The 26361-nt window shown below is 71.8% G+C and carries 23 protein-coding genes; 11 read left to right on the plus strand and 12 right to left on the minus strand.

Going from position 1 to position 26361, the window contains the following annotated elements:
• The first annotated feature begins 5 nt into the window (after positions 1-5).
• Positions 6-707 carry an SDR family oxidoreductase gene (locus tag IE255_RS12265; protein ID WP_190050245.1) on the plus strand — a complete coding sequence of 234 codons (702 nt, stop codon included), beginning with the start codon at positions 6-8 and terminating at the stop codon, positions 705-707.
• 73 nt (positions 708-780) lie between these two features.
• Here IE255_RS12265 and IE255_RS12270 read toward each other — a convergent pair whose 3' ends face one another.
• The 3 genes from IE255_RS12270 to IE255_RS12280 all read right to left on the minus strand — a co-directional run bounded on the left by IE255_RS12270 (position 781) and on the right by IE255_RS12280 (position 4736).
• On the minus strand, positions 781-1572 hold the full coding sequence (locus IE255_RS12270) for an aldo/keto reductase (protein ID WP_190050743.1): 792 nt from the start codon (positions 1570-1572) through the stop codon (positions 781-783).
• Positions 1573-1730: 158 nt separating this feature from the next.
• The gene (locus IE255_RS12275) at positions 1731-3557 is read right to left on the minus strand and encodes an AMP-dependent synthetase/ligase (RefSeq protein ID WP_190050246.1); all 1827 of its coding nucleotides are present in this window, start codon (positions 3555-3557) and stop codon (positions 1731-1733) included.
• Between the two features lie 300 nt (positions 3558-3857).
• Positions 3858-4736 (minus strand): LysR substrate-binding domain-containing protein, encoded by an 879-nt coding sequence (locus IE255_RS12280; protein ID WP_190050247.1) that lies wholly within the window; start codon positions 4734-4736, stop codon positions 3858-3860.
• A 134-nt stretch (positions 4737-4870) separates the two neighbouring features.
• On the opposite strand from IE255_RS12280, the gene IE255_RS12285 reads away from it, so the two are divergent.
• Complete coding sequence (locus IE255_RS12285) at positions 4871-5908, plus strand: bile acid:sodium symporter family protein (protein WP_190050248.1); 1038 nt, start codon at positions 4871-4873, stop codon at positions 5906-5908.
• On the opposite strand, the gene IE255_RS12290 is transcribed toward IE255_RS12285, so the two are convergent.
• The 3 genes from IE255_RS12290 to IE255_RS12300 all read right to left on the minus strand — a co-directional run bounded on the left by IE255_RS12290 (position 5844) and on the right by IE255_RS12300 (position 10023).
• The gene (locus tag IE255_RS12290) at positions 5844-7082 is read right to left on the minus strand and encodes a DUF5005 domain-containing protein (protein ID WP_190050249.1); all 1239 of its coding nucleotides are present in this window, start codon (positions 7080-7082) and stop codon (positions 5844-5846) included. The genes IE255_RS12285 and IE255_RS12290 overlap by 65 nt on opposite strands.
• Positions 7083-7093: 11 nt before the next feature.
• Positions 7094-8965 carry a sialidase family protein gene (locus IE255_RS12295; protein ID WP_190050250.1) on the minus strand — a complete coding sequence of 624 codons (1872 nt, stop codon included), beginning with the start codon at positions 8963-8965 and terminating at the stop codon, positions 7094-7096.
• A 140-nt stretch (positions 8966-9105) separates the two neighbouring features.
• On the minus strand, positions 9106-10023 hold the full coding sequence (locus tag IE255_RS12300; RefSeq protein WP_190050251.1) for a quinone oxidoreductase family protein: 918 nt from the start codon (positions 10021-10023) through the stop codon (positions 9106-9108).
• 103 nt (positions 10024-10126) lie between these two features.
• Between IE255_RS12300 and IE255_RS12305 the strand changes: the two genes are divergently transcribed.
• The gene (locus IE255_RS12305; RefSeq protein WP_190050252.1) at positions 10127-10564 is read left to right on the plus strand and encodes a MarR family winged helix-turn-helix transcriptional regulator; all 438 of its coding nucleotides are present in this window, start codon (positions 10127-10129) and stop codon (positions 10562-10564) included.
• 139 nt (positions 10565-10703) lie between these two features.
• Here the strand turns inward: IE255_RS12305 and fdhD are convergent, their stop codons facing one another.
• From fdhD to IE255_RS12330, 5 genes are read right to left on the minus strand one after another with little or no spacing between them, the layout of a single operon-like run.
• Positions 10704-11552, minus strand: a complete 849-nt coding sequence (fdhD, locus tag IE255_RS12310) for a formate dehydrogenase accessory sulfurtransferase FdhD (RefSeq protein ID WP_190050253.1) — start codon at positions 11550-11552, stop codon at positions 10704-10706.
• Between the two features lie 6 nt (positions 11553-11558).
• Entirely contained in the window at positions 11559-12419 is an 861-nt protein-coding gene (locus IE255_RS12315; protein ID WP_190050254.1) for a 2Fe-2S iron-sulfur cluster-binding protein, read from the minus strand.
• Positions 12416-14239, minus strand: coding sequence for an NAD(P)H-dependent oxidoreductase subunit E (locus IE255_RS12320; RefSeq protein WP_190050255.1), 1824 nt, complete (start codon positions 14237-14239; stop codon positions 12416-12418). Before IE255_RS12320 ends, IE255_RS12315 begins: the two co-directional genes overlap by 4 nt.
• Positions 14240-14245: 6 nt before the next feature.
• On the minus strand, positions 14246-16171 hold the full coding sequence (locus IE255_RS12325) for a molybdopterin oxidoreductase family protein (protein ID WP_190050256.1): 1926 nt from the start codon (positions 16169-16171) through the stop codon (positions 14246-14248).
• Positions 16168-17139, minus strand: coding sequence for a 2-dehydropantoate 2-reductase (locus tag IE255_RS12330; protein WP_190050257.1), 972 nt, complete (start codon positions 17137-17139; stop codon positions 16168-16170). Before IE255_RS12330 ends, IE255_RS12325 begins: the two co-directional genes overlap by 4 nt.
• Positions 17140-17335: 196 nt before the next feature.
• Between IE255_RS12330 and IE255_RS12335 the strand changes: the two genes are divergently transcribed.
• From IE255_RS12335 to IE255_RS12350, 4 genes are all read left to right on the plus strand, one after another.
• Positions 17336-18670: an OFA family MFS transporter gene (locus IE255_RS12335; RefSeq protein ID WP_190050258.1), complete on the plus strand. Its 1335-nt coding sequence runs from the start codon at positions 17336-17338 to the stop codon at positions 18668-18670.
• Positions 18639-18779, plus strand: coding sequence for an MFS transporter small subunit (locus tag IE255_RS12340; protein ID WP_190050259.1), 141 nt, complete (start codon positions 18639-18641; stop codon positions 18777-18779). Before IE255_RS12335 ends, IE255_RS12340 begins: the two co-directional genes overlap by 32 nt.
• Before the next feature lie 150 nt (positions 18780-18929).
• A complete protein-coding gene (locus IE255_RS12345) occupies positions 18930-19868 on the plus strand; it encodes a beta-ketoacyl-ACP synthase III (protein WP_190050260.1) in 939 nt (312 codons plus the stop codon).
• Between the two features lie 157 nt (positions 19869-20025).
• The gene (locus IE255_RS12350; protein WP_190050261.1) at positions 20026-20703 is read left to right on the plus strand and encodes a GntR family transcriptional regulator; all 678 of its coding nucleotides are present in this window, start codon (positions 20026-20028) and stop codon (positions 20701-20703) included.
• A gap of 94 nt (positions 20704-20797) precedes the next feature.
• Here the strand turns inward: IE255_RS12350 and IE255_RS12355 are convergent, their stop codons facing one another.
• Positions 20798-21205 (minus strand): PaaI family thioesterase, encoded by a 408-nt coding sequence (locus IE255_RS12355; RefSeq protein WP_190050262.1) that lies wholly within the window; start codon positions 21203-21205, stop codon positions 20798-20800.
• A 253-nt stretch (positions 21206-21458) separates the two neighbouring features.
• Here IE255_RS12355 and IE255_RS12360 point away from each other — a divergent pair, with 253 nt between their 5' ends.
• From IE255_RS12360 to IE255_RS12375, 4 genes are all read left to right on the plus strand, one after another.
• Complete coding sequence (locus IE255_RS12360) at positions 21459-22640, plus strand: ROK family transcriptional regulator (RefSeq protein ID WP_190050263.1); 1182 nt, start codon at positions 21459-21461, stop codon at positions 22638-22640.
• Positions 22641-22749: 109 nt separating this feature from the next.
• Positions 22750-24267, plus strand: a complete 1518-nt coding sequence (locus IE255_RS12365; protein ID WP_190050264.1) for a sugar ABC transporter ATP-binding protein — start codon at positions 22750-22752, stop codon at positions 24265-24267.
• Complete coding sequence (locus tag IE255_RS12370) at positions 24264-25283, plus strand: ABC transporter permease (RefSeq protein WP_190050265.1); 1020 nt, start codon at positions 24264-24266, stop codon at positions 25281-25283. The genes IE255_RS12365 and IE255_RS12370 overlap by 4 nt, the downstream gene beginning before the upstream one ends.
• Before the next feature lie 18 nt (positions 25284-25301).
• Positions 25302-26348, plus strand: a complete 1047-nt coding sequence (locus IE255_RS12375; protein ID WP_190050266.1) for a substrate-binding domain-containing protein — start codon at positions 25302-25304, stop codon at positions 26346-26348.
• The last annotated feature ends 13 nt before the right edge of the window (positions 26349-26361 follow it).

Raw genomic sequence — 26361 nt, forward strand, 5'->3', positions numbered from 1 at the left:
AAGCCATGTCCGAGTCACAGGTCGCGCTCATCACCGGTGGGGGCAGTGGTATCGGCGCCGCCGTCGCACGGCAGTTGCTGGACGCCGGGTACCGGGTCGCCGTCACCGGGCGGGGGGAGGAGCGGCTGCGCGCCTTCGCCGAGGAACTGGGGCGGCCCGACGGGCTGCTGACGATCGCCGGGGACGCCGCCGTGTACGACGACGTCCGGGCGGCGGTCGACACCACGGTCAAGGCGTTCGGCCGGCTCGACACGGTCGTCGCCAACGCCGGTTTCGCCACCCACGACACGGTCGCGGAGGGCGACCCGGCCGGCTGGACCGACATGGTGCTGACCAACGTCCTCGGTCCGGCCCTGCTGATCCGGGCGTCGATCGACGCCCTGAAGGAGACGCGCGGCCGGATCGTGCTCGTCGGCAGCGTCGCCGGGATCGTGCACGGACCCGGCAACATCTACGGGGCGACGAAGTGGGCGGTGACGGGGCTCGCCGAGAACACCCGGCGGCAGGTCACCGAGTGGGGCGTGGGCGTCACCCTGGTCGCGCCCGGCCGGACGGAGACCCCCTTCTGGGACTCCTACGGCAGTCTCCCGCCCGGCCACCTCCTCACCGCCGACCAGATCGCGGACTCGGTGGTCTGGGCGATGCGCCAGCCGGCCGGTGTCGACGTCAACACGGTCGTCGTACGGCCGGTGGGGCAGCCGGTCTGAGAGGGGGGAACACGGACGGCGCCCCGGTTCCCGAACCCCTGCGGGGCCGGAACCGGGGCGCCGTCGGTGCGGGTCAGGAGCCGTTCAACGTCGCCGGGTCCGGGCCCAGACGGCGGTCCTCGTTCAGGGCGCTGATGGCCGCCAGGTCCTCGGTGTCCAGGCTGAAGTCGAACACCTCGATGTTCTCCTTGATCCGGGACGGCGTCACGGACTTCGGAATCACCACGTTGCCCAGCTGGATGTGCCAGCGCAGCACGACCTGGGCCGGGGTGCGGTTGTGCTTCCGGGCGATGGCCACGATCGCCGGGACCTCCAGCAGGCCCTTGCCCTGGCCGAGCGGCGACCAGGCCTCCGTGGCGATGCCCTGCTCCGCGTGGTACTCACGGGCGGCGTGCTGCTGGAGGTGGGGGTGCAGCTCGATCTGGTTCACCGCCGGGATGACCGACGTCTCGCCGATCAGCTTCTCCAGGTGCTCGGGAAGGAAGTTGGAGACACCGATGGCCCGGATCCGGCCGTCGGCGTGCAGCTTCTCGAACGCCCGGTACGTGTCCACATAGGTGCCCTTGTCCGGCATCGGCCAGTGGATCAGGTACAGGTCGACGAAGTCCAGGCCGAGCTTCTCCAGCGACGTGTCGAAGGCGCGCAGCGTGGAGTCGTACCCCTGGTCGGCGTTCCAGAGCTTCGTGGTGACGAAGAGCTCCTCGCGGGGGAGACCGGAGGCGGCGATGGCCTTTCCGGTGCCCTCCTCGTTGCCGTAGATCGCCGCTGTGTCGATGCTGCGGTACCCGGCCTCCAGGGCCGTCGCGACGGCCGCCTCGGCCTCGTCGTCCGGCACCTGCCAGACACCGAAGCCCAGCTGGGGCATCTCGACGCCGTTGTTCAGGATGATCGGGGGGACCTTGCTCACGAGCTCTCGATCCTTCGGTTTTGCGGTCAGGGTGTACTCCCATCGTGAACGATCACGCGCCGTGATGCGTTCCTGAGGGGAGAAGTCAGAAGCGCGCCTGCCCCGAAGGGCGGAGGTCACGCCCGGTACAGCGCCTCGACCTCGTTCGCGTACGCCTTCTCGATCGCCTTCCGCTTCAGCTTCAGCGACGGCGTCAGCAACCCGTGCTCCTCCGTGAACGGCTGGGCCAGGATGCGGAAGGTGCGGATCGACTCGGCCTGCGAGACCAGGGTGTTGGCCGCGACCACCGCGCGGCGCACCTCCGTCTCCAGATCCGCGTCGCGCACCAGCTGCGCGGGGGACATCCGCGGCTTTCCCCGCATCGCCAGCCAGTGCTCCACGGCCTCCTGGTCGAGCGTCACCAGGGCGGCGATGTACGGGCGGTCGTTGCCGACGAGGATGCACTGGTTGACCAGCGGGTGGTCCCGGACGCGTTCCTCCAGCACACCGGGCGACACACTCTTGCCGCCGGATGTGACCAGGATCTCCTTCTTGCGGCCGGTGATGGTGAGGTAGCCGTCCTCGTCGAGCGAGCCGAGGTCGCCGGTGGCCAGCCAGCCGTCGTGCAGGGCCTCGTCGGTGGCCTTGGGGTTGTTGAGGTACCCCTGGAAGATGTTGGCGCCGCGCAGCCAGATCTCGCCGTCGTCCGCGATGTGCACGGTCATGCCCGGGATGGGCTGCCCGACCGTCCCGTACCGGGTGCGCCCGGGCGGGTTGGCGGTCGCGGCGGCGGTGGACTCCGTCAGGCCGTAGCCCTCGTAGATGTGCACGCCCGCGCCGGCGAAGAACAGCCCCAGCCGCCGGTCCATCGCCGAGCCGCCGGACATGGCGTGCTTGATGCGGCCGCCCATCGCGGCGCGGATCTTGGAGTACACGAGCTTGTCGAACAGCTGGTGCTGCATGCGCAGGCCGGCGGAGGGGCCGGGGCCGATGCCCCAGGCCTTCGCCTCCATCGCGTCCGCGTACTTGATGGCGATGTCGACGGCCTTCTCGAAGGGGCCCGAGCGGCCCTCCTTCTCCGCCTTGCGGCGGGCCGCGTTGAACACCTTTTCGAAGATGTACGGCACGGCCAGGAAGAACGTCGGTTTGAACGCGGCCAGGTCCGGCAGCAGGGCCGCCGCGTTCAGCTGCGGCTGGTGGCCGAACTTCACCCTGCCGCGGATCCCGGCGACCTGCACCATCCGCCCGAAGACGTGGGCGAGCGGCAGGAACAGCAGGGTCGCCGCCTCGTCGCCCCGCTTGGAGTGGAACACCGGCTCCCACCGCTCGATGACGGTGTCCGCCTCGTACATGAAGTTGCCGTGCGTGATGACGCAGCCCTTGGGGCGGCCGGTGGTGCCCGAGGTGTAGATGATCGTGGCGACCGAGTCGGGTGTGACGGCCTGCCGGTGGCGGTGCACCACCTCGTCGTCGAGGTGCGCGCCCGCGTCGTACAGCTCGTGCAGGGCGCCGGAGTCCAGCTGCCACAGGCGGCGCAGCTGCGGCAGCCGGTCGATGACGGTGGCGATCGTCATCGCGTGGTCCTCGTGCTCCACGACCGCGGCCGTCACCTCGGCGTCGTACAGCATCCAGAAGCACTGCTCGGCCGAGGAGGTCGGGTAGACCGGCACCACCTGGGCGCCGATCGTCCACAGCGCGTAGTCGAACAGCGTCCACTCGTAGCGGGTGCGGGACATGATCGCGACCCGGTCGCCGAACCGGATGCCGCTCGCCAGCAGGCCCTTGGCCAGGGCGAGGACCTCGTCGCGGAACTCGGCGCTGGTGACGTCCCGCCACTGGCCGGAGTCGTCCTTGCGGCCCAGCGCGATGCGCAGCGGGTCCTCCTGGGCATGCTCGAAGACCACGTCGGCCAGACCGCCCACCGGAGGTGCCAACGCCAACGGAGGGTTGGTGAACTCGCGCAAACCCCGCTCCCCGCTCCTCAGCGTTCAGGTTGAGTGACGCTCCGCACAGCGTCGTGAAAGTTATCCCACCGGGCTAGGGGCGCGGGAGGGGGTGCGAAGGCGGACGATGCTCTCATCCCTGCTGGTCAGCTGGGGAAAATACGCCCACATGGGGAAGGGTCGGACAGAATCCTGACGGTTGAGTAAGTTTCGGTGCCGTAATCTCCACCGAATCTGTACGACTCCAGTGGTCGCACGTCACGCCCCCGAGCGGCTCTCTTCTCTCAGCGCGGTGGCGGCGGATTCTGTCACTCCGGTTCGTCACAGGCCCTTGCGCGGGCTGCGGTGCAGCCGGTCGCCGCCCGACAGGATCGCCGCCGCCAGGGCGTCCGCCGCGCCCTGCGCGGAGGAGCGGCGCCGGCCGTGCACCACGACGAAGTCGACCTGTCCCAGTTCCGGCAGCCCCGCCCGGTCCGGCACCCGCACCAGGCCCGGCGGGATGAAGCCGCGGGAGTGGGCCATCACGCCGAGGCCCGCCCGGGCCGCCGCGACGAGGCCGTTGAGGCTGCCGCTCGTGCACACGACGCGCCACTCGCGGCCCTGCCGCTCCAGCGCCTCCAGGGCGAGGGCGCGGGTGATGCCCGGCGGCGGGTAGACGATGAGCGGCACCGGGCGCTCCGGGTCGAGCCGGAGACGCTCCGCGCCGATCCACACCAGCCGGTCGTGCCGGACCAGCTCGCCGCGCGGGTCCTGCGGGCGCCGCTTGGCCAGGACGAGGTCCAGCTTCCCGGCGGCCAGCTGCTCGTGCAGCGTGCCCGACAGCTCCACCGTCAGCTCCAGGTCGACCTCCGGGTGCTCGTGCCGGAAGCCCTCCAGGATCTCCGGCAGCCGGGTCAGCACGAAGTCCTCCGAGGCGCCGAAGCGCAGCCGGCCGCGCAGCCGGGTGCCCGTGAAGAACGCCGCCGCCTGCTCGTGCACCTCCAGGATCCGGCGCGCGAAACCGAGCATGGCCTCGCCGTCCTCGGTGAGCTCCACCGAATGCGTGTCCCGGGTGAACAGCGTCCGCCCCGTCGCGTCCTCCAGCCGCCGTACGTGCTGGCTGACCGTCGACTGCCGCAGCCCGAGCCGCCGCGCGGCCTGCGTGAAGCTCAGCGTCTGCGCCACCGACAGGAAGGTGCGCAGATGGGAGGGGTCGTACATGAGCCCAGGTTATCGCGGTATGCGATAGCAGTGAGAGCGGCATACGGGATTCCCGATCGCCGACTGGGGGAGCAGGATGGAAGGGGGCCGTTCCGGCCCCGGGACCGACCGACGTACCAAGCAAGTGGAGCACCGTGAAACGCCTGCGCTGGCCGAGCCGGCTGCCGATCGACCCCTACATCCTGCTGCTCCTCGGGACGGTGGGCCTCGCCGCACTGCTCCCGGCGCGCGGGACGGCCGCCGATGTCTCCTCCGGCGCCTCCACGGCGGCGATCGCCCTCCTGTTCTTCCTCTACGGCGCCCGGCTGTCCACCCGTGAGGCGCTGGACGGCCTGCGCCACTGGCGGCTCCACGTCACGGTCCTGGCCTGCACCTTCGTGATCTTCCCGCTGCTGGGCCTCGCGGCCCGCGGGCTGGTGCCGGTGATCCTGACGCACCCGCTCTACCAGGGCCTGCTCTTCCTCACACTGGTCCCGTCGACCGTGCAGTCGTCGATCGCCTTCACCTCGATGGCCCGCGGCAACGTGCCCGCCGCGATCTGCGCGGGCTCCTTCTCCTCCCTCGTCGGCATCATCGCCACCCCGCTGCTCGCGGCCTCGCTGCTCGGCAGCAGCGGCGGGTTCTCCGCCGACTCGCTGCTGGAGATCGTCCTGCAACTGCTCGTGCCGTTCCTCGCCGGGCAGCTGCTGCGCCGCTGGATCGGCGGCTTCGTCACCCGCCACAAGAAGGCCCTGGGACTCGTGGACCGCGGCTCGATCCTCCTCGTCGTCTACACGGCGTTCAGCGAGGGCATGGTCCAGGGCATCTGGCACCAGGTCAGCCCCGCGCGCCTCGGCGGGCTGTTCGCCGTCGAGGCGCTGATCCTCGCCGTGATGCTCCTGCTGACCTGGTACGGCGGCAAGGCGCTGCGCTTCGGCCGGGAGGACCGGATCGCGATCCAGTTCGCGGGCTCGAAGAAGTCCCTCGCCTCCGGACTGCCCATGGCGAGCGTCCTGTTCGGCCCGCAGGCGGCGCTCGCCGTGCTGCCGCTGATGCTCTTCCACCAGATGCAGCTGATCGTGTGCGCGGTGATCGCCAAGCGGCGCGCGCAGGACCCGCCGGCGGACGTCACCCCGCGGGGGTCAGACGCAGCGTCACGAACCGCGGTCGGTACAGGGACACGTTCCGGCTGAGCTGGGCGGCGGCGCCCGTCGTCTCCAGCCAGTTGACGTCGTAGCTCAGCACGAGACGCCCGGCACGGCTCAGCACCGGATGCGCCTGCGGGTTGTAGGCGGCCACCTGCCCCGGCGGCAGCGACGGGCTGAACTCCTTCGCCGGCCCGTGCCACGGCCCCTCCGGGGAACAGGCCCAGTACGACGCCACCGTCGTCAGCCCTTTGGTGCCGGCGGCCATCGTGAACAGCACGTACGTCCCGCCGTCCCGGACGACCGAGAACGCGCTGCCCACGCCCGTGCGCTGCCCGTCCCCGAGCACCGGCCGGGGGCGGGCGCCGGGCACCCACGCCGAACCGCTCCAGTACTGCCAGGCCGACGGATCGGCGAGCCGGCCCTGGGGCACACGGGCCACGTACGCGTACGAGGCCGGGCGGGAGGCGGCCCGGCGGTCGTCGCCGCCGAAGACGTACGTCCAGCCGTCCTCCTCCACCAGCGTGGTGCCGAACAGCACGCGCCGGGACGGGTCGGGGACCAGCTGCTGGTCGAGCACCTTGACGACCGACTCCAGGCGCAGGCCGGGCAGGGACAGCGTGGCGACCTCGGTGGCGGTGGGCACGCCGTAGATCCACGGGGACGGGCCGGCCGTGCGCACCCACAGCAGCACCCGGACGACCTGCTCCGAGGAGCCGGGGGAGCGGGGTTCGACGCGGGCGGCGACCGGCCAGCGCCACTGGTTCGGCGCCGGGTCGGCGAAGAGCGGGGCGGGCAGGGTGGTCTCCAGCCGTCCGTCGCGCATCAGCACGGCCGAGTTGCGCACCAGCGGGGCGGTGGTGTCCCGCCAGGCGTAGGACTCGCCGTGCGGATTGGGCGGGCCGTACACCCGGCCCAGATAGGTGTCCGAGAACAGCCACAGCACCCGGCCGTCCGGCAGCCGCACCGAGTGGGTGCCGTCGCCGCCGGTCCAGTCGTCGGTGCGGGACGCGTCGTCGCCGTAGCGGGCGAACTCGGCGGTGAGGCCGTCGTCCGCCCGCCATGAGCCGACCGTGCGCGCCGCACAGGCGCCGTCGCCGTCCGGACTCTCGTCCCCCGGCAGGGCGATGAGCAGCGCGGCCCCGAGAACCAGGACCAGCAGCAGGCCGATCCCGGTTCCCGTGCGCTGCCGTGCTCGTGTTGCGTCTGCGTCGTCGGGCACGCCCCGTGACGTTAGTTGCTGCCGCTCACCTGGTCCATGGGCAGCCACAGGACCGTGCCCCGGGAGGCGGCGCCCCGGGCGCCGGAGGCCAACTCCTCGTCGGACAGGGCCCGGTTCCACACACGGACGTCGTCGATCGCCCCCGTGAGGTACGCCCGGCTGTCCATGCGCTGGCCGATGTGCACGCCGAACGGGGAGTTGCGGCTGACCGAGCCCGGCACGTCCGCGGTGCTGAGCGCCTCGCCGTCGAGGAAGAGCGTCAGCTGTCCTGCGCCGCGGCGCAGCACCAGGTGGTGCCAGCGGCCGTCGTTGTGGGCGCCGCTGGTCCACACCGACGCCGACCGGACGGTCGCCGCACCCGAGCGGGTGGTGATCAGCGCCCGGACCCGGTCGCTCGCCGGCTCCCCGCGCAGCCAGATCTGCGGCTGGGTGCTGCCGATGCCGCCCATCCACAGGAAGGGCTGCTCGCCGGCCGTGGCCGTGTAGCGGAAGAACAGCGACGCCGTGAAGTCCCCTTCCCCGAGCGGCAGCCGGGACCGGTACGGCAGGCGTACGGCGTCGTCGGTGCCGTCGAAGGAGAGCGCGCTGCCGCGGACGCCGGCCGTCCGCCCGGCCCCGCCGAGCACCGCCGCCGGCTTGGCGCCCGCCGCGGCGTCGCGGGTGGTCGGGTCGGCGCCCCGGCGGGGTTTCAGCCAGTCCTCGGTGAAGCGTGCGAAGCGGATCTCGTCGCGCGCGTCGACCGCGCCGCCCTCGTACAGCAGCCCCACGGTCGTGCCGTCGACCGCCGCCATGTCGGAGTAGCCGGACCAGTCGCTCGTGACGACCGTGCCCCGGTCCACGCTCTCCCAGGTGCGCCCGCCGTCGTAGGAGGAGCGGACCATCATCGTCCGGCGCCGGTCGGGGTCCGCCGGGGCGGACAGCAGCATGCGGTCGCCGAGGCGCAGCGTCGCGCCCTGGACCTGCGGGGTGTAGAGGTCCGGCAGAGCGCGGAAGGGCGTGGCGAAGCTGTCGCCGCCGTCCAGGCTGAAGGTCTGGGAACGGTGGCCCAGGTCGGTGCCGTCCTGTTCCCGGCCGCTGACGAGGACGGCCCCGTCGGCGCGTTCGGTGAGCGTCACCTCGGACGGCTTCTGCCGGAACGTGCCGTCCTGCGCAATGGGCCAGGAGTCGGTGGCGCCGACCCGCCAGTGGTCGCCGCCGTCGTCGCTGACGATGAGTGCGGCGTGGTTCGCGGAGACCCGGCTGCCGTTCCACGTCTCGGTGTTGACGCCGAACACCAGCCGCCCCGCGTGCTTGCCGCGGGTCAGCTGGATGCCGTGCACGGGGCCCGTGGCGTACCAGGAGTTCCAGTGGTCGGGCAGGATCTCGTCGCTCAGGTCGCGCGGCTCGGACCAGGTCCGGCCGTCGTCGTCGCTGTACTGGAGATGCGGGGTGCGGTCGCAGGGGATCGAGCAGTTCCCGGCGTCCGTACGGCCGGTGTTGTACGTCTCGGCCAGCAGGATCCGGCCGGTCCTGCGGTCCACGAGGGGCGCGGGGTTGCCGTGGGTGTCGCCGGCGCCCTCGTTGACGACCTGGAGCGGGCCCCAGGTGCGGCCGCCGTCGGTGGAGCGCTTGAGGACGATGTCGATGTCGGCCGCGTCACCGCAGTTGAGGACCCGGCCCTCGGCGAAGGCGAGCAGCGTGCCGGACGTGGTCCGCACGATCGCCGGGATCCGGAAGCAGGCGTAGCCGGGGTCCTGGGCGGCCTTGAAGAGGACCTGTTGCTCGAACTCCGGTAAGGCTGTGGTCGGTCGGGCATGGGCCGGGCCGGTGGGCGCGAGCAGCGCCGCGGCGGCGAGGACGGCTGTCAGGGTGGATCTCAGACGTGCGCGAAGACGTGCCGGCATGGTGCGACCTGCCCTTCATGCGTCTGTCGGCTGGACCACCGGGACATGGGAACAGACATCCGGTCATTCGGACATCCCACGTCCAATGTGTGGGCCACAGACGGTACTTGGCCTCACAGACCCCCCACAAGAAGCGTGCGTCAGGGGATCAGCACGACCTTTCCGAGGTTGGACCGCGCCTCGATCTCCCCGTGCGCCTTCGCCGCGTCCTCCAGGGCGAACTCCCCGTGGACGACCGGCTGGATCTCGCCCGCCGCGAACAGCCGCCACAGTTCCCCGCGCCACTGCTCGTACAACTCCGGCTTCCCGCGGGCGACACGGGCCATCTGGAAACCGATCACCGACTTGGCGCCCACGAGGAGGTCGTACGCCTGGATCGTGCCCCCGCCCGAGCTGAACGCCACGAGCCGCCCTTCCGGGGCGAGAGCGGCGAGGGCCGGGGTGAGCAGCTCGCCGCCGACCGCGTCCAGGGCGTAGTCGACCGGCGTGCCCCAGCTGTCGTCGCCGTACGTGACGACGTGGTCGGCGCCCAGGCTCCGGACGAAGTCGGCCTTCGCCGGGTCGGAGACGGCGCCCACGACCCGTCCGGCGCCGCGTGTCCTGGCCAGCTGCACGGCCAGATGGCCGACGCCGCTCGCCGCCGCCGTGACGAGGGCCGCCTCGCCCGGCTCGGGGCGCGCCGCCTCCAGGGCGCCGAGGGCGACCAGGCCGCTGCGGACCAGGGCGACCGCCTCGACCGCGCCCGCGTCCGCCGGGACCGGGGAGGCCATGGCCTCGTGCAGCAGCGCGAAGTCGGCGTAGCCGTGGCCGAGGCAGAGCCCCGTCACCCGGTCGCCGGTGCCGAAGCGGGTCACGCCCTCGCCGACGGCCGTGACCGCCCCGGCGATCTCGCCGCCGAGCGGGACCGGCTCCGCCGCCTCGGTGACCTTGCGCACGACCGGGAGCGTGACACCGATCGCCTCCGCGCGCACGAGCAGTTCTCCGGGGCCCGGCTCGGGGAGCGGCGCCTCCTCCACGAACAGGGGGCCGCCTCGGGATTCGTAGCGGACGCGGCGCATCGCACCTCCGGGGTCGTTGGTGATCCCAACGGATTCGTTGGGGTGCCCAACGGTATAGGAGGATCATAGGGAGAACCAACGATTTCTTGGTTAGGCTGCGGCCATGTCGGAAGCTCCCCTCCCCGCGATCCGCTCCCTGCCCAGCTGGCTGCTCGGCCGCGCCGCCGCCCGCGGCCGGGCCCTGGTGGCCGAGGCGCTGGCCGAGGAGGACATGCGGATGTGGCACCACGTGGTGCTGTCCGCCGTCCGGGACCTCGCACCCGTCGCCCAGGCCGACCTCGGCCGCGGGATCCGGCTCGACCCCAAGGACCTGGTCGGCATCCTCGACGACCTCCAGTCGGCCGGCCTGGTGATCCGCGAGCCGGACCCGAAGGACCGCCGCAAGAACGCGGTGTCCCTCACCGCGCGGGGGGCCCGGCTGCTGAAGCGCTGCGAGAAGGCGGCCCGCGCCGCCAACGACGAGCTGCTCGCCCCGCTGTCGGCGGCCGAGCGGGAGCAGTTCACGGGGATGCTGCTGCGGATATCCGGCACGGCGGACTGACGGCGCCGGCACGGCGGACTGATCTCGCCCAGGTGTCGATCACGAGCCTGGCCCCGGTCAGGCCGAGACGGGGCCCCTGCGGCGCAGGGGGCGCTCCCCGCCGGTCGGGGCCCCGCCGCCGTGTCGCGGAAGGACCTGGTCAGCCCTGTGCGGCCGCGGCCCGCAGAGCGATGCGGTCCTCACCCGCGTACACGTTCATGGAGCTGCCCCGCAGGAAGCCCACCAGCGTCAGGCCCGTCTCGGCGGCCAGGTCCACCGCCAGCGAGGACGGCGCCGACACGGCAGCGAGGACCGGTATGCCGGCCATCACGGCCTTCTGCGCCAGCTCGAAGGAGGCCCGGCCCGAGACGAGCAGGATCACTCGCGACAGCGGCAGCTCCCCGTTCTGCAGGGCGCGGCCCACCAGCTTGTCGACCGCGTTGTGCCGGCCCACGTCCTCTCGGACGTCCAGCAGCTCGCCCTCCTCCGAGAACAGGGCCGCCGCGTGCAGGCCGCCGGTCCGGTCGAAGACCCGCTGGGCCGCGCGCAGCCGGTCGGGCAGGCTCGCCAGCAGCTCGGGAGTGAGCCGGACCGGGGGAGTGTCGGCGACGGGCCAGCGGGCCGTCGTGCGGACCGCGTCCAGCGACGCCTTGCCGCACAGGCCGCACGAGGACGTCGTGTAGACGTTGCGCTCGAGCGTGATGTCGGGGATCACCACGTCCGGGGCCGTCTGCACGTCGACCACGTTGTACGTGTTGGAGCCGTCGGCCGTGGCTCCCGCGCAGTAGACGATGTTCCGCAGGTCCCGCTGCCCGCCCAGCACCCCCTCGCTCACCAGGAAGCCCGCCGCCAGCGCGAAGTCGTCGCCCGGCGTGCGCATGGTGATCGCCAGGGGCTTGCCGTTCAGTCTGATCTCCAGGGGCTCCTCGGCGACGAGCGTGTCCGGGCGGCTGGAGCCCGCCCCGTCGCGGATGCGGAGCACCTTGCGTCGTTCCGTGACTCGTCCCATGCCTGATCAGTCCCGGTTCTGTACGTGCTGGTAGCCGAAGCGGCCCTTGATGCAGAGGTTGCCGTGGGTCACCGGGTTGTCGTGCGGCGAGGTGACCTTCACGATCTCATTGTCCTGCACGTGCAGCGTCAGGTTGCAGCCCACTCCGCAGTACGCGCACACCGTGGTCGTCTCCGTCTGCCGCGACTCGTCCCACGTACCCGCCGCGCGCATGTCGAACTCGGATTTGAAGGACAGCGCGCCCGTCGGGCACACCTCGATGCAGTTGCCGCAGTACACGCACGCCGAGTCGGTCAGCGGGGCGTCGTGCTCCACGGCGATCCGGGCGTCGAAACCGCGCCCGGCGACCGAGATCGCGAAGGTGTTCTGCCACTGGTCGCCGCAGGCGTCGACGCACTTGTAGCAGAGGATGCACTTGTCGTAGTCGCGCACATACAGGTCGTTGTCGACCCTCGGTTCCTCGTTCAGGCGGGCCGCGTCCGGGCCGAAGCGGTCGGGCTTCGCCTCGTACTCCTTGAGCCACTCGGCGACCCGGGGTGTCGTCGACAGGTCGACGGAGGACGCGAGCAGTTCGAGGACGATCTTCCGGCTGTGCCGGGCCCGCTCGGTGCCGGTGCGGACCTCCATGCCCGGCTCGGCCTTGCGGGAGCAGGCCGGGACGAGGGTGCGGGACCCCTCGACCTCCACGACACAGACCCGGCAGGCGTTCTTCGGCCGCAAGGTGTCGCCCTCGCACAGGGTCGGGATGTCCTTCCCGGCCGCCCGGCAGGCGTCCAGAATGGTCGAGCCCTCGGGGACCCGGGCCTGTTCGCCGTCGATCGTGAACTCCAGCAGGCGGCGCGGGATCCCCAGCGGTGTGACGGTCATTCGTACGCCCCCAGACGGTCGATGGCGGATTCCACGGCGTTCCACGCGGTCTGCCCGAGACCGCAGATCGAGGCGTCCCGCATCGCGCGGCCGACCTCCCTGAGCAGGGCGATGTCGCCCGCGGCGGCGGCACCCGTGCGCTCCGCGATCCGGTGCAGCGCCTCCTCCTGCCGTACGGTCCCGACCCGGCAGGGCACGCACTGGCCGCACGACTCGTCGCGGAAGAACTCCGCGATGCGCAGCAGCAGCCGGGGGAGGGGCACGCTGTCGTCGAAGGCCATCACGACCCCCGAGCCCAGGGTCGTGCCGGCCTCGCGCGTGCCCTCGAAGGTGAGCGGGATGTCCAGCTCGTCGGCCCGGACGAAACCGCCGGCGGCCCCGCCGAGCAGCACTGCCCGCAGCCCGTCCCGCACCCCGGCGAGGGCGAGCAGGTCGCCCAGCGTCGCGCCGAGCGGCAGCTCGTAGACACCCGGCCGCTCCACGGTCCCGGACACGCAGAACAGCTTGGGACCGGTGGACCGCTCCGTGCCGATCGCCGCGTAGGCCGGGGCGCCCATGGTCAGGATCGGCAGGACGTTGACCAGCGTCTCCACGTTGTTCTCGACCGTCGGCTTGCCGAACAGGCCCTTCTCCACGGGGAACGGCGGCTTCGAGCGGGGCTCGCCCCGGTAGCCCTCGATGGAGTTGAACAGGGCCGTCTCCTCACCGCAGATGTAGGCGCCCGCACCGCGCCGGATCTCGATGTCGAAGGCGTAGCCCTGGCCGAGGACGTCGTCGCCGAGCAGGCCCCGCGCGCGTGCCTGGGCGATCGCGTGCTCCAGCCGGTGCAGGGCGCGCGGGTACTCGCCGCGCAGATACAGGTAGCCCTGGTGGGCGCCGGTCGCGTACCCGGCGATCGTCATCGCCTCGACCAGCGCGTACGGGTCGCCCTCCATCAGCACGCGGTCCTTGAAGGTGCCCGGCTCGGACTCGTCGGCGTTGCAGACCAGGTAGTGCGGACGGTCCGGCTGGGAGGCCGTGGCCTGCCACTTGCGGCCGGTGGGGAAGGCGGCGCCGCCGCGCCCGGCCAGGCCCGAGTCGGTGACCTCGCGGATGACCCCCGCCGGGCCCAGCTCGAAGGCCCGGCGCAGGGCGGTGTAGCCGCCGTGGGCGCGGTAGTCGTCGAGCGATGCCGGGTCGACCACGCCGACGCGGTGCAGCAGCGTCAGGCCGTCCTGACCGGCCTGCGGCACCGCCAGCGCGGCCGGGGGCTCCTCCGGCGCGGAGTCGGGGGCGCTCGCGGCGAGGACGGCCTCCTCGACGGTCGCCGGTGCCGACACCGCCGTACGGACCGGATCCCCGGCCTTGATCGCGAGCGCGGCCGGGGCGCGTTCGCACAGGCCGAGGCATGGACTGCGTTCGACACTGACGCCGCTGCCGAGGCCGAGCCGCTCCTCGATCCCGGCGCACAGCTCCGGTGCCCCGGCCGCCGCGCACGCCAGGTCCGTGCAGACGTGCAGCACGGTCGCCGGACGCGGCTTGACGGAGAACATGGCGTAGAAGGTGGCGACCCCGTACGCCTCCGCCGGCGGCACCGTCAGCCGCCGGCACAGGTAGTCGAGGGCGCCGTCGCTGATCCAGCCGACCCGGTCGTTGATCGCGTGCAGCCCCGGCAACAGCAGGTCGCGGCGGTCGCGGGCCGCGCGTCCGCCACGGGCCCACCTCAGGTCCGCGTCGGAGCGGTCGGCGCCCTCCCAGGACGACTCGGGAGGCCCCAGCAGGGCGTCCACGGCCGCCCGTTCCTCGTCCGTCGGTTTGCTGTCGCCGAAGTGCAGGTCCACAGTGCGTCACCCCACGATGGTCGCGATGGGCAGCTTCTCGATCCGGATCGCCGACGCCTTGAACTCCGCCGTCCCCGCGATCGGGCAGTTCGCCTCGATCGTCAGCGCGTTGGTGTCCACCTCGTCCGGGAAGTGCATGGTCATGAAGGCGAGCCCGGGCCGCAGCGCCGGGTCCACCCACACCGGCGCGGTCACCGACCCGCGCCGCGAGGTGACCTGGACCTCCTCGCCGACGACGACCCCGTAGCGCTCGGCGTCCTCCGGGCTCAGCTCGATGTACTCGCCGCGCCGGAGCGGAGAGGCGTAACCGCCGCTCTGCACGCCGGTGTTGTAGGAGTCGAGTCGCCGCCCGGTGGTGAGCCGGATGGGGTACCGCTCGTCGGTGAGGTCCACGGGCGGGTCGTGCTGCACGATCCCGAAGGGCGCGAGCCGCCCGCGCCTCGCCGGGTCGGTCTCCCATAACCTGCCGTGGAGGTAAGTCGGTTCGAGACCGTCGGTGCTGGGGCAGGGCCACTGGATGCCCTGGTGCTCCTCCAGGCGCTCGTACGTCATGCCGTGGTGGTCGGGCGAGACCGACCTCAGTTCGTTCCACACGGTCTCGGCGTCGGCGTACTTCCAGTCGTGCCCGAGGCGGGCGGCGAGGTCGCAGAGGATGTCGATGTCCTCGCGGGCCTCGCCGGGCGGGGTGACGGCCCTGCGGACACGCTGGACGCGCCGCTCGCTGTTGGTGGTCGTGCCCTCGGTCTCCGCCCAGCCGGCCGTGGCGGGCAGGACGACATCCGCCAGCTCCGCCGTCTTGGTGAGGAAGATGTCCTGGACGACCAGGAAGTCCAGCGCCTTCAGGCGCCGTACGGCCTGCTCGCTGTCCGCCTCCGACTGGGCCGGGTTCTCGCCGATGCAGTAGACGGCCTTGAGCGAGCCGTCCTCCATCGCCTCGAACATCTCCGTGAGGTTCATGCCGTAGTGCGGCTGGATGACGGTGTCCCAGGCCGACTCGAACTTCAGCCGGGTATCCGGGTCGAGGATGTCCTGGAAGCCGGGGAGGCGGTTGGGGATCGCGCCCATGTCGCCGCCGCCCTGCACGTTGTTCTGGCCGCGCAGGGGCTGGAGCCCCGAGCCGTAGCGGCCGACGTGCCCGGTGAGCAGGGACAGGTTGATCAGGGCGCGGACGTTGTCGGTGCCGTTGTGGTGCTCCGTGATGCCGAGCGTCCAGCACAACTGGGCGCGCTCGGCACGGGCGTAGGCGTGCGCCAGCTCGCGGATCGCCGCCGCCGGGACGCCCGTCACCTTCTCCGCGAGCGACAGCGTCCACGGCTCGACCAGGGCCCTGTACTCCTCGAAACCGGTGGTCGCCCGCGCGATGAACGCCTCGTTGGCGAGCCCCGCGTGGATGATCTCGCGTCCGATCGCGTGCGCCATCGGGATGTCCGTGCCGACGTTCAGCCCGAGCCAGCTCTCCGCCCACTCGGCGGTCGAGGTGCGGCGCGGATCGACCGCGTACATCCGGGCGCCGTTCCTGATCCCCTTCAGCACGTGCTGGAAGAAGATCGGATGCGCGAACCGGGCGTTGGAGCCCCACATCACGATGACGTCGGTGTGCTCGATCTCCTCGTACGACGACGTCCCGCCGCCCGAGCCGAACGCCGCCGACAGGCCCGCCACGCTCGGGGCGTGGCAGGTGCGGTTGCAGGAGTCGACGTTGTTGGTGCCCATGACGACCCGGGCGAACTTCTGCGCCACGTAGTTCATCTCGTTGGTGGCGCGGGCGCAGGAGAACATCCCGAAGGCGCCGCGCGCCGCCGACAGGCCCCGGGCGGCCCGGTCCAGGGCCTCGTCCCAGGTCGCCCGGCGGAAGGGCTCGTCGCGCGAGTCCCTCACCAGCGGATGGGTGAGCCGTGTGTAGGTCTTCGGGGTTCGATCGCGTTTGCTCATGCGGCGCTCCTCAGCGCGAGCAGGTCCGAGATGGCGTGCACGGTGCGCAGGGTGGGCACCTCCACGCCGGTGATCTCCGCCAGTTCGACGACCGCCGCGAGCAGCACGTCGAGTTCGAGCGGCTTGCCGCGCTCCAGGTCCTGGAGCGTGGAGGTGCGGTGGTCGCCGACCCGCTCGGCGCCCGCGAGCCGGCGCTCAATGGAGACGCCGACCTCGCAGCCGAGGGCGTTCGCCACCGCGAGCGTCTCGGTCATCATGATCTCGATGACCCGGCGGGTGCCGCCGTGCAGGCACATCTGCCGCATGGTCGCGCGGGCCAGCGCGCTGATCGGGTTGAAGGAGATGTTGCCGAGCAGCTTGACCCAGATGTCGCCCCGCAGGTCCGGCTCGACCGGGCACTTCAGGCCGCCCGCCCGCATGGCCTCGCTGAAGGCTTCGCAGCGCGCCGAGCGGCTGCGGTCGGGCTCGCCGATGGAGAACCGGGTGCCTTCCAAGTGCCGTACGACACCGGGCCCTTCCAGCTCGGTGGCCGCGTAGACCACGCAGCCGACGGCCCGTTCGGGCGCGAGCACCGCACTGACCGCGCCGTCCGGGTCCACGCTCTCGATCCGGTGGCCGTCGTACGGGCCGCCGTGCCGGTGGAAGTACCACCAGGGGATGCCGTTCTGGGCCGCCACGACGGCCGTGGTGCCGTGCAGCAGCGGCGCGATCAGCGGCCCGCACGCCGCGTACGCGTTGGCCTTCAGGCCCAGGAAGACGTAGTCGGCCGGGCCGACCTCGGCCGGGTCGTCGGTCGCGTGGGGGTGCGCGGTGAAGTCGCCGCGCGGGCTGCGCACTCGGACTCCGTGCCGCCTCATGGCCGCCAGATGCGGTCCACGGGCGATGAGATGCACGTCGGCGCCCGCGCGGTGGAGCGCGGCGCCGACGTAGGCGCCGATGGCACCGGCGCCGAGAACTGCGACTTTCATAACGAGGGAGCTCCGTTCGGTCGAGGGTACCGAGGAACTGCCGAGACTCTGTCGACGAAATATTGTCTACAGTATGGAGGTTGGGGCGGCAAGGGTCCGCGCGCCGACCGTTCGGCGCATGCCGGATACCGCTCACCGCATACGGTCGACGCGCCGCCTTCTCAACTCCCGTGCGGGTGCTTACCGTTCCGGGTTCATGAGTCCCCCCGTCGCACCGCCGGGCTGGAGCCGCTGGCTCGTCCCGCCCGCCGCGCTCTCCGTCCACCTCTCCATCGGCCAGGCCTACGCCTGGAGCGTGTTCAAGCCGCCCCTGGAGTCCGCGCTCGGCCTCAGCGGCACGCAGAGCGCGCTGCCCTTCCAGCTGGGCATCGTCATGCTGGGCCTGTCCGCCGCGTTCGGCGGCACGCTCGTGGAGCGCAACGGCCCGCGCTGGGCGATGACGGTCGCCCTGGTCTGCTTCTCGTCCGGCTTCCTGCTCTCCGCGCTGGGCGCGGCCCTGGAGCAGTACTGGCTGATCGTCTTCGGCTACGGCTTCGTCGGCGGCATCGGCCTCGGCATCGGCTACATCTCGCCCGTCTCCACCCTGATCAAGTGGTTCCCGGACCGGCCCGGCATGGCCACCGGCATCGCCATCATGGGTTTCGGCGGCGGCGCGCTCATCGCCTCGCCCTGGTCGGCGCAGATGCTGGAGTCGTTCGGCGGCGACAGTTCCGGCATCGCGCTCGCCTTCCTGGTGCACGGCCTGTCGTACGCGGTCTTCATGCTGCTGGGTGTGCTCCTGGTCCGGGTTCCGGGCAGTGCCCCGCAGTCGCGGGGACCTGCGCGGCCGGCTGCCACCGGCCCGCAGGTCTCCGCGAACCAGGCCGTCCGCACCCCGCAGTTCTGGTGCCTGTGGATCGTGCTCTGCATGAACGTCACGGCCGGCATCGGCATCCTGGAGAAGGCCGCCCCGATGATCACGGACTTCTTCGCGGACACCTCCACACCCGTGTCCGTGACGGCCGCCGCCGGCTTCGTCGCGCTGCTGTCGGCCGCGAACATGGCCGGCCGCATCGGCTGGTCGTCGACCTCCGACCTGATCGGCCGCAAGAACATCTACCGCGTCTACCTCGGCGCCGGCGCGCTGATGTACGCGCTCATCGCCCTGTTCGGCGACACCTCCAAGCCGCTGTTCATCCTGTGCGCGCTGGTCATCCTCTCCTTCTACGGCGGCGGATTCGCGACCATTCCGGCATATCTGAAGGATCTGTTCGGTACACACCAGGTCGGGGCCATCCACGGGCGGCTGCTCACCGCCTGGTCCACGGCCGGGGTCCTCGGCCCGCTGATCGTGAACTGGATCGCCGACCGGCAGGAGGAGGCGGGCCGGCACGGCGCGTCCCTGTACGGCATGTCGTTCGTCATCATGATCGGGCTGCTCGTCGTCGGCTTCGTCGCCAACGAACTCGTCCGGCCCGTCCACCCGCGTCACCACATCCCGGCACCGAAGGAGGCAGCGCATGTCCAGCCCCAGCAGTCAGAGTCCGCCTAGCCCGGACCGGCGGTGGCTGATCGCCTTCGCCTGGACGTGGGTGGGCGTGCCGCTCGCCTACGGTCTGTACGAACTCGTCCGCAAGGCGACGCAGCTGTTCACCGGCTAGGGGTCCGACGGCCGGCCGGGCGTCCCGGGCGCTGATGGAAGCCGACAACGCGGGCGGCCGTTTCCTGTCGCCTCGGCTGCCGTCGTACCCGCGAGTCACTGATCAGACTGGTGGATCCGCTACCCAAGGCAACGAGGGGGACCCGCCCACATGAACGGCTCGCGCATCGCCGCCGTCGGCCACTACCAGCCCGCCAAGGTGCTCACCAACGAGGACCTGGCGGGCATGGTGGACACCAGTGACGAGTGGATCAGGAGCCGGGTGGGCATCCGCACCCGCCACATCGCCGGACCCGACGAGCCGGTCGACGAGCTGGCCGCGCACGCCGCCGCCAAGGCCCTCGCGGCGGCCGGGCTGACCCCGGCCGACATCGACCTGGTGCTGGTCGCCACCTCCACCGCCGTCGACCGCTCGCCCAACACGGCCGCCCGGGTCGCGGCCCGCCTGGGCATCCCGCAGGCCGCCACCATGGACCTCAACGTCGTGTGCGCCGGCTTCACCCACGCCCTGGCCACCGCCGACCACGCCGTCCGCGCGGGGGGCGCGAGCCGGGCGCTGGTCATCGGGGCCGACAAGATGTCCGAGGTGACCGACTGGAGCGACCGCAGCACGTGCGTGCTCGTCGGGGACGGGGCCGGGGCCGCGGTGGTGGAGGCCGCCGGCGAGCCGGACATCGGGCCGGTGCTGTGGGGGTCCGTGCCCGAGATGGGGAACGCGGTGCGGATCGAGGGCACGCCGCCGCGCTTCGCCCAGGAGGGGCAGAGCGTCTACCGCTGGGCGACCACCCAGCTGCCGCCCATCGCGCGCCGGGCGTGCGAGCGGGCCGGACTGGAGCCCGCGGACCTCGCCGCCGTCGTGCTGCACCAGGCGAACCTGCGCATCATCGAGCCCCTCGCCGAGAAGATCGGCGCCGTGAACGCCGTCGTCGCCCGCGATGTCACCGAGTCCGGCAACACGTCCGCCGCGAGCATTCCGCTGGCCTTCTCCAAGCTGGTCGAGCGGGGCGAGGTCTCGACGGGCGACCCGGTCCTGCTGTTCGGCTTCGGCGGGAACCTCTCCTACGCCGGGCAGGTCGTCCGCTGCCCCTGATCCCCCGTCGGGCCCGCCGGGGTGTGACGCGGTCAACTCCCGGAAGCCCTGGCTCCTGTGCGCCGTAGACTGTAGACGAAAGACAATCGATACTGACTCTGCGGCGACACCGGCTTCCGCCGCGCTGTGCACGGCCCTGCCGAGGAGGGGGACCGCGATGCTGTCGACAGGCCTGCCCCAGGGGGCGGTACCCAAGCTGGAACGCCCGGGTCCGCTGCGCGACCGCGTGTACGAGGCGCTGCTCGAACTCATCACCACCCGTGCCCTCCAGCCGGGCCAGCACCTAGTCGAGAGCGAGCTGGCCGGGCATCTGGGGGTCTCCCGGCAGCCGGTGCGGGAGGCGCTCCAGCGGCTCAACACCGAGGGGTGGGTCGATCTGCGGCCCGCCCAGGGCGCGTTCGTGCACGAGCCGACGGAGGAGGAGGCCGACCAGCTTCTCACGGTCCGTACGCTGCTGGAGGCCGAGGCCGCCCGGCTCGCGGCGGCGGGCGCGGACAGCGCCGGCATCGCCGCCCTGGAAGCGCTGTGCGCGGAGGGCGAGAAGGCCGTCGAGGCCGACGACGTGGACGGGGCCGTCGCCATGAACGCCCGCTTCCACGCGAAGATCATGGAGCTCGCGGGCAACGCCGTCCTCGCCGAACTCGCCGCGCAGGTCGACCGGCGCGTGCGCTGGTACTACACGCCCGTCGCCCGCCAGCGCGGCCACCAGTCGTGGATCGAGCACCGCGAACTGATCGCGGCGGTCGCCGCCCGGGACGAGCAGCGGGCCACCCAGCTGATGCGCGAACACACCGAGCACACACGGCGGTCGTACCACGCGCGGGCGGGTTCCTGAGGCCTCACCGGCCGCGTTCCGGGGGCGCGTCGGCCGCGTTCTTAGGGCCTCACCGGCCGCGTTCCAGGGACGCATCGGCCGCGCTCCTCCGGCCTCAGCCGGCTGTCAGCACCGCCTGAGTCTGCGTCGTCTGGCCCACCAGGGTGCCGTTCTCGTCGCGCAGGTCCGTCCGGACGGCGATGAAGGAGCGGCCCACGTGCACGGGCTGCGCCTCGGCGTGGACGGTGCCCGACCGCACGGCGCGGAAGAAGTTCGTCTTCGATTCGACCGTCGAGGTGCTCGCGCCCGACGGCAGGTTGAGGAACGCGCACACCGCGCCGGCCGTGTCGGCCAGTGCCATCAGCGCGCCGCCGTGCAGGGTGCCACCCACCGTGCACAACTCCGGGGCCCAGGCGAGCGTGGCCCTGACCCGAGCGGGAGCGGCCTCCTCCAGAGCGATGCCCAGCTCACCGGCGAAGGGCACCGCCCGCAACAGGGCTTGCAGGGCAGGGGCGTCGGACATACGGGACCTCCCGAGGGGGCAACCAGGACGGAGGCCAGCCTGACCCGGGCCCGCACCAACGGTCGATTACCTGCGAGGTAAGGGCCGCACCCCTCGCCTTTGTCCTGTGAGTGGAAAAAGTGGAGGGCAATTCCTGCGCGACTTCTTCCCACCCTCGGCAGCCGCTGCTACGTTCCCTCCGAAAGCAAGCCACGATGTGGCGGAAAACCGGCGCGCACAGGCCGATCGAGGCGGGGAGGGGCTCGTGAGACGCATGACCGCACGACCCGGAAACGCCCACCAGGCCCGGCTGCTCAAGCTGTTGCGCGACGGCGGCCCCAACTCCCGCGCCCAGCTGGGCGACCAGATCGACCTCTCGCGGTCCAAGCTGGCCGTGGAGGTGGACCGGCTGCTGGAGACGGGTCTGGTCGTGGCCGACGGACTCGCCGCCTCGCGCGGTGGCCGCCGCAGCCACAACGTCCGCCTCAACCCCGAACTCCGGTTCCTCGGCGTCGACATCGGCGCGACCTCGGTCGACGTCGCCGTCACCAACGCCGAGCTGGAGACCCTCGGGCACCTCAACCAGCCCATGGACGTGCGCGAAGGCCCCGTCGCGGTCTTCGAGCAGGTCCTGGCCATGGCCGCCAAACTCAAGGCCTCGGGGCTCGCGGAGGAGTTCGACGGCGCCGGCATCGGCGTCCCGGGCCCGGTCCGCTTCCCCGAGGGCATCCCGGTGGCACCGCCGATCATGCCCGGCTGGGACGGCTTCCCCGTACGGGAGGCGCTCAGCCAGGAACTCGGCTGCCCGGTCATGGTCGACAACGACGTGAACCTCATGGCGATGGGCGAGCAGCACGCGGGCGTCGCCCGCACCGTCGCCGACTTCCTCTGCGTCAAGATCGGCACCGGCATCGGCTGCGGCATCGTCGTCGGCGGTGAGGTCTACCGCGGTACGACGGGCAGCGCCGGCGACATCGGACACATCCAGGCCGTGCCCGACGGCCGTCCCTGCGCGTGCGGCAACCGGGGCTGCCTGGAAGCCCACTTCAGCGGGGCGGCCCTCGCCCGCGACGCCACGGAGGCCGCCCAGCAGGGGCTGTCGGCCGAACTGGCCTCGCGGCTGGAGACGAACGGCGCTCTCACCGCCGTCGACGTCGCCGCCGCGGCCGCCGCGGGCGACGCCACCGCACTCGACCTGATCCGCGAGGGCGGCAACCGCACCGGCCAGGTCATCGCCGGCCTGGTCAGCTTCTTCAACCCGGGCCTGGTGGTGATCGGCGGCGGGGTGACCGGCCTCGGCCACACCCTGCTCGCCGCGATCCGCACCCAGGTCTACCGCCAGTCGCTGCCGCTGGCGACCGGCAACCTGCCCATCGTCCTAGGCGAGTTGGGCCCCGCCGCCGGCGTCACCGGCGCGGCCCGGCTCATCAGCGATCACCTGTTCTCTCCCGCGTAGTCCTGTTCGACAGCACGGCTCACCAGCACAGCGCCCTGTTCTGCCCTGCCCTGAACACGCCTGTTCGACAAGCGCCCTGACACCGGCCCGCCCGCCAAGGGGAATCCGCATGGCATCAGAACCACCGCTGCTCAGCATGTCCGGCATCACCAAGTCGTTCCCCGGAGTCCGGGCCCTCGACGGCGTCGACCTCGACGTCCTGGCCGGCGAGGTGCACTGCCTGCTCGGCCAGAACGGGGCCGGCAAGTCCACCCTCATCAAGGTCCTGGCCGGCGCCCACCAGCCCGACACCGGCACCATCCGCTGGCGCGGCGAGGGGGTCACGCTCCGCTCGCCGATCGCCGCCATGCGCCTCGGCATCGCCACCATCTACCAGGAACTCGACTTGGTGGAGCACCTGTCGGTCGCCGAGAACGTCCACCTGGGGCATGAGCCGACCGCCGCCGGCTTCGTCGTCCGGGGCAAGGCGGCGAAGGAGTCGACAGCAGTGCTGCTCAAGCGACTCGGCCATGCGGAGATCGATCCGGCCCGGCTCGTCGGGGAGTTGTCCGCGGCGCAGCAGCAGATCGTGTCCATGGCCCGGGCGCTCTCCCACGACGTGCGGCTGATCGTGATGGACGAGCCGTCCGCCGCCCTCGACCCGGACGAGGTCGACAACCTCTTCCGTATCGTCGGCGACCTCACCGCCGCCGGAGTCGCCGTCGTCTACATCTCGCACCGGCTGGAGGAGATCCGCCGCATCGGCGACCGGGTGACGGTCCTGAAGGACGGGCGGGCCGTCGCGAACGGACTCCCGGCGAAGTCGACCCCGACGCGTGAGGTCGTCGCCCTAATGACCGGGCGCAACGTCGAGTACGTCTTCCCCGACCGGCCCGTCTCCCCGCCGCCCGGCGAACCCGTGCTGAAGGTCCAAGGGCTGTCCCGGCAGGGCGAGTTCGAGACGCTCGACCTGGAGGTGCGGCCGGGCGAGATCGTCGGCCTCGCCGGACTCGTCGGCTCGGGACGCTCAGAGATCCTGGAGACCGTCTACGGCGCCCGCAAACCGACGGCCGGTCAGGTGCTGGTCGACGGCCGGGCGTTGAAGCCGGGCAGCGTCCGGGCAGCCGTCCGGGCCGGACTCGGGCTCGCCCCCGAGGAACGCAAGGCGCAGGCCCTGCTGATGCTGGAGTCCGTCACCCGCAACGTGTCGGTCTCCTCCATGTCCCGTTTCTCGCGCGGCGGCTGGATCGACCGGGGCGCCGAACTCGGCGCCGCCCGCGCCGCCACCCGCGAGCTGTCGCTGAGGCCCGACAACCCGTCCGTGCCGGTGCGCACCCTGTCCGGCGGCAACCAGCAGAAGGCCGTCCTGGCCCGCTGGCTGCTGCGCGGCTGCAAGGTGCTGCTGCTCGACGAACCCACCCGCGGCGTCGACGTCGGCGCCCGTGCCGAGCTCTACGCGGTCATCCGCCGGCTGGCGGACGAGGGCCTCGCCGTGCTGCTGGTCTCCAGCGAGGTGCCCGAGGTGCTCGGTCTCGCCGACCGCGTCCTGGTGCTGCGCGAGGGCCGGGTCGTCCACACGGCACCCGCGCGCCAACTCGACGAACACCGCGTACTCGACCTGGTCATGGAAGGAAGCCCGGCGTCATGACGCAGCCCGTCTCCCCGCCCCGGGACAGCAGCACCGACAAGGTGCCCGCAGTCCAGCCCCCGGCCTGGCGCGGCCTGATGGCCCGCGCCGACGTCCGCACCCTGTCCCTGCTCGGCGTGCTCGCCGCGCTGGTCCTCATCGGCGGCATCACCAAACCCGACGAGTTCCTCGACACCCGCAACCTGCAACTCGTCCTCACCCAGGCGTCCGTCATCGGTGTCGTCACCGTGGGCATGACCTTCGTCATCGTCTCCGGCGGCATCGACCTGTCGGTCGGCGCGATCGTCGCCCTCGCCTCCGTGTGGGCCACGACCGTAGCCACCCAGGAGTACGGCTTCGCGGGCATCCTCTTCACGGCGGTCGTCGTCGGCGTCGGCTGCGGCCTGGTCAACGGGGTGCTCATCGCCTACGGCGCGATGGTGCCCTTCATCGCCACCCTCGCCATGCTGGCCTCCGCCCGCGGACTCGCCCTCCAGATCACCGACGGCAAGACGCAGATCGTCACCGTGCCCTCGGTGCTCGACCTGGGCGAGCGCGACGCCTACGTGCTCGGCATCCCGCCGCTGGTGCTGGTGTTCGCCGTGGTCACGGTCATCGGCTGGCTGGTGCTCAACCGCACCACGTTCGGACGCCGCACGGTCGCCGTCGGCGGCAACCCGGAGGCCGCCCGGCTCGCCGGCATCGACGTCCGCCGTCAGCGGCTCTACCTCTACCTGCTGTCCGGGCTGTGCTGCGGCATCGCCGCCTTCCTGCTGATCGTCCTGTCCGGCTCCGGCCAGAACACCAACGGCAACCTCTACGAACTCGACGCCATCGCCGCCGCCATCATCGGCGGCACCCTCCTGACCGGCGGCCGCGGCACCATCACCGGCTCCGTCCTCGGCGTCCTGATCTTCACCACGATCACCAACATCTTCGCCCTGAACAACCTGCAGAGCGACGTCCAGCAGATCGCCAAGGGCGCGATCATCGTCGCCGCCGTGCTGGTCCAGCGCCGTACCGCGAGCACGACTTGAGGAAAGGGTTCCCCCGCCATGCCAGAGATCACGAGCCGCAGAGGGCTGCTCTTCGGGGCCGCCGCCGTCTCCGCCGGTGCCCTCCTCACGGGGTGCACCAGCAACGAGCCGTCCGACTCCAAGGACGAGCCGGCCGGGAACAACCAGCCGGCCGCCGACGACAAGCCCGGCAAGCAGGTCACCATCGGCTTCGCCGGACCGCAGGCCGACCACGGCTGGCTCAACGCCATCAACGACAACGCCAAGAGCCGCGCCGAGAAGTACTCCGACGTCACCCTGGAGATCACCGAGGGCTCCAACGACACCGCCCAGCAGATCGGCCAGATCGAGACCCTCATCAACAAGAAGGTCGACGTCCTGGTCGTGCTGCCCGCCGACGGCAAGGCCCTCACCCAGGTCGGGCTGAAGGCGATGCGCGCGGGCATCCCGGTCGTCAACCTCGACCGGATCTTCAACACCCCGCAGGCCTACCGCTGCTGGATCGGCGGCGACAACTACGGCATGGGCCTCAACGCCGGCCACTACATCGGCGAGAAGCTCAAGGGGAAGTCCGACGCCCGCGTCATCGAACTGGCCGGCCTGGACAACCTGGAGCTCACCAAGCAGCGCACCCAGGGCTTCGACGACGCCCTGAAGAACTACCCCAACATCAGGAAGGTCGCCCGCCAGGCCGCCGAGTTCACCGTCGAGTCCGGGCAGGCCAAGATGGCCCAGCTGCTCCAGGCCCAGTCCAAGTTCGACGCCCTGTGGAACCACGACGACGACCAGGGCGTCGGCGCGCTGCGCGCCATCGAGCAGGCCGGGCGCGACGACTTCCTGATGGTCGGCGGCGCGGGGGCCCTGTCCGCCTTCCAGGCCATCAAGCAGGACGACGGCGTGCTCAAGGCGACGGTGCTGTACCCGCCGACCATGGCCGCCTCCGCGATCGACCTCGCCCGCGCCCTCGGCCAGGGCAAGGGCATCGGCGGCATGGCCGAGTTCGAGATCCCCGCCTCCATCACGCTCTACTCGGCCGTCGTCGACAAGACCAACGTCGACCAGTACATGCCCACCGGCTTCCGGTGACCGGTTCCGCCCG

This window comes from Streptomyces lomondensis (genome assembly GCF_014651035.1).
GTDB classification, from domain to species: domain Bacteria; phylum Actinomycetota; class Actinomycetes; order Streptomycetales; family Streptomycetaceae; genus Streptomyces; species Streptomyces lomondensis.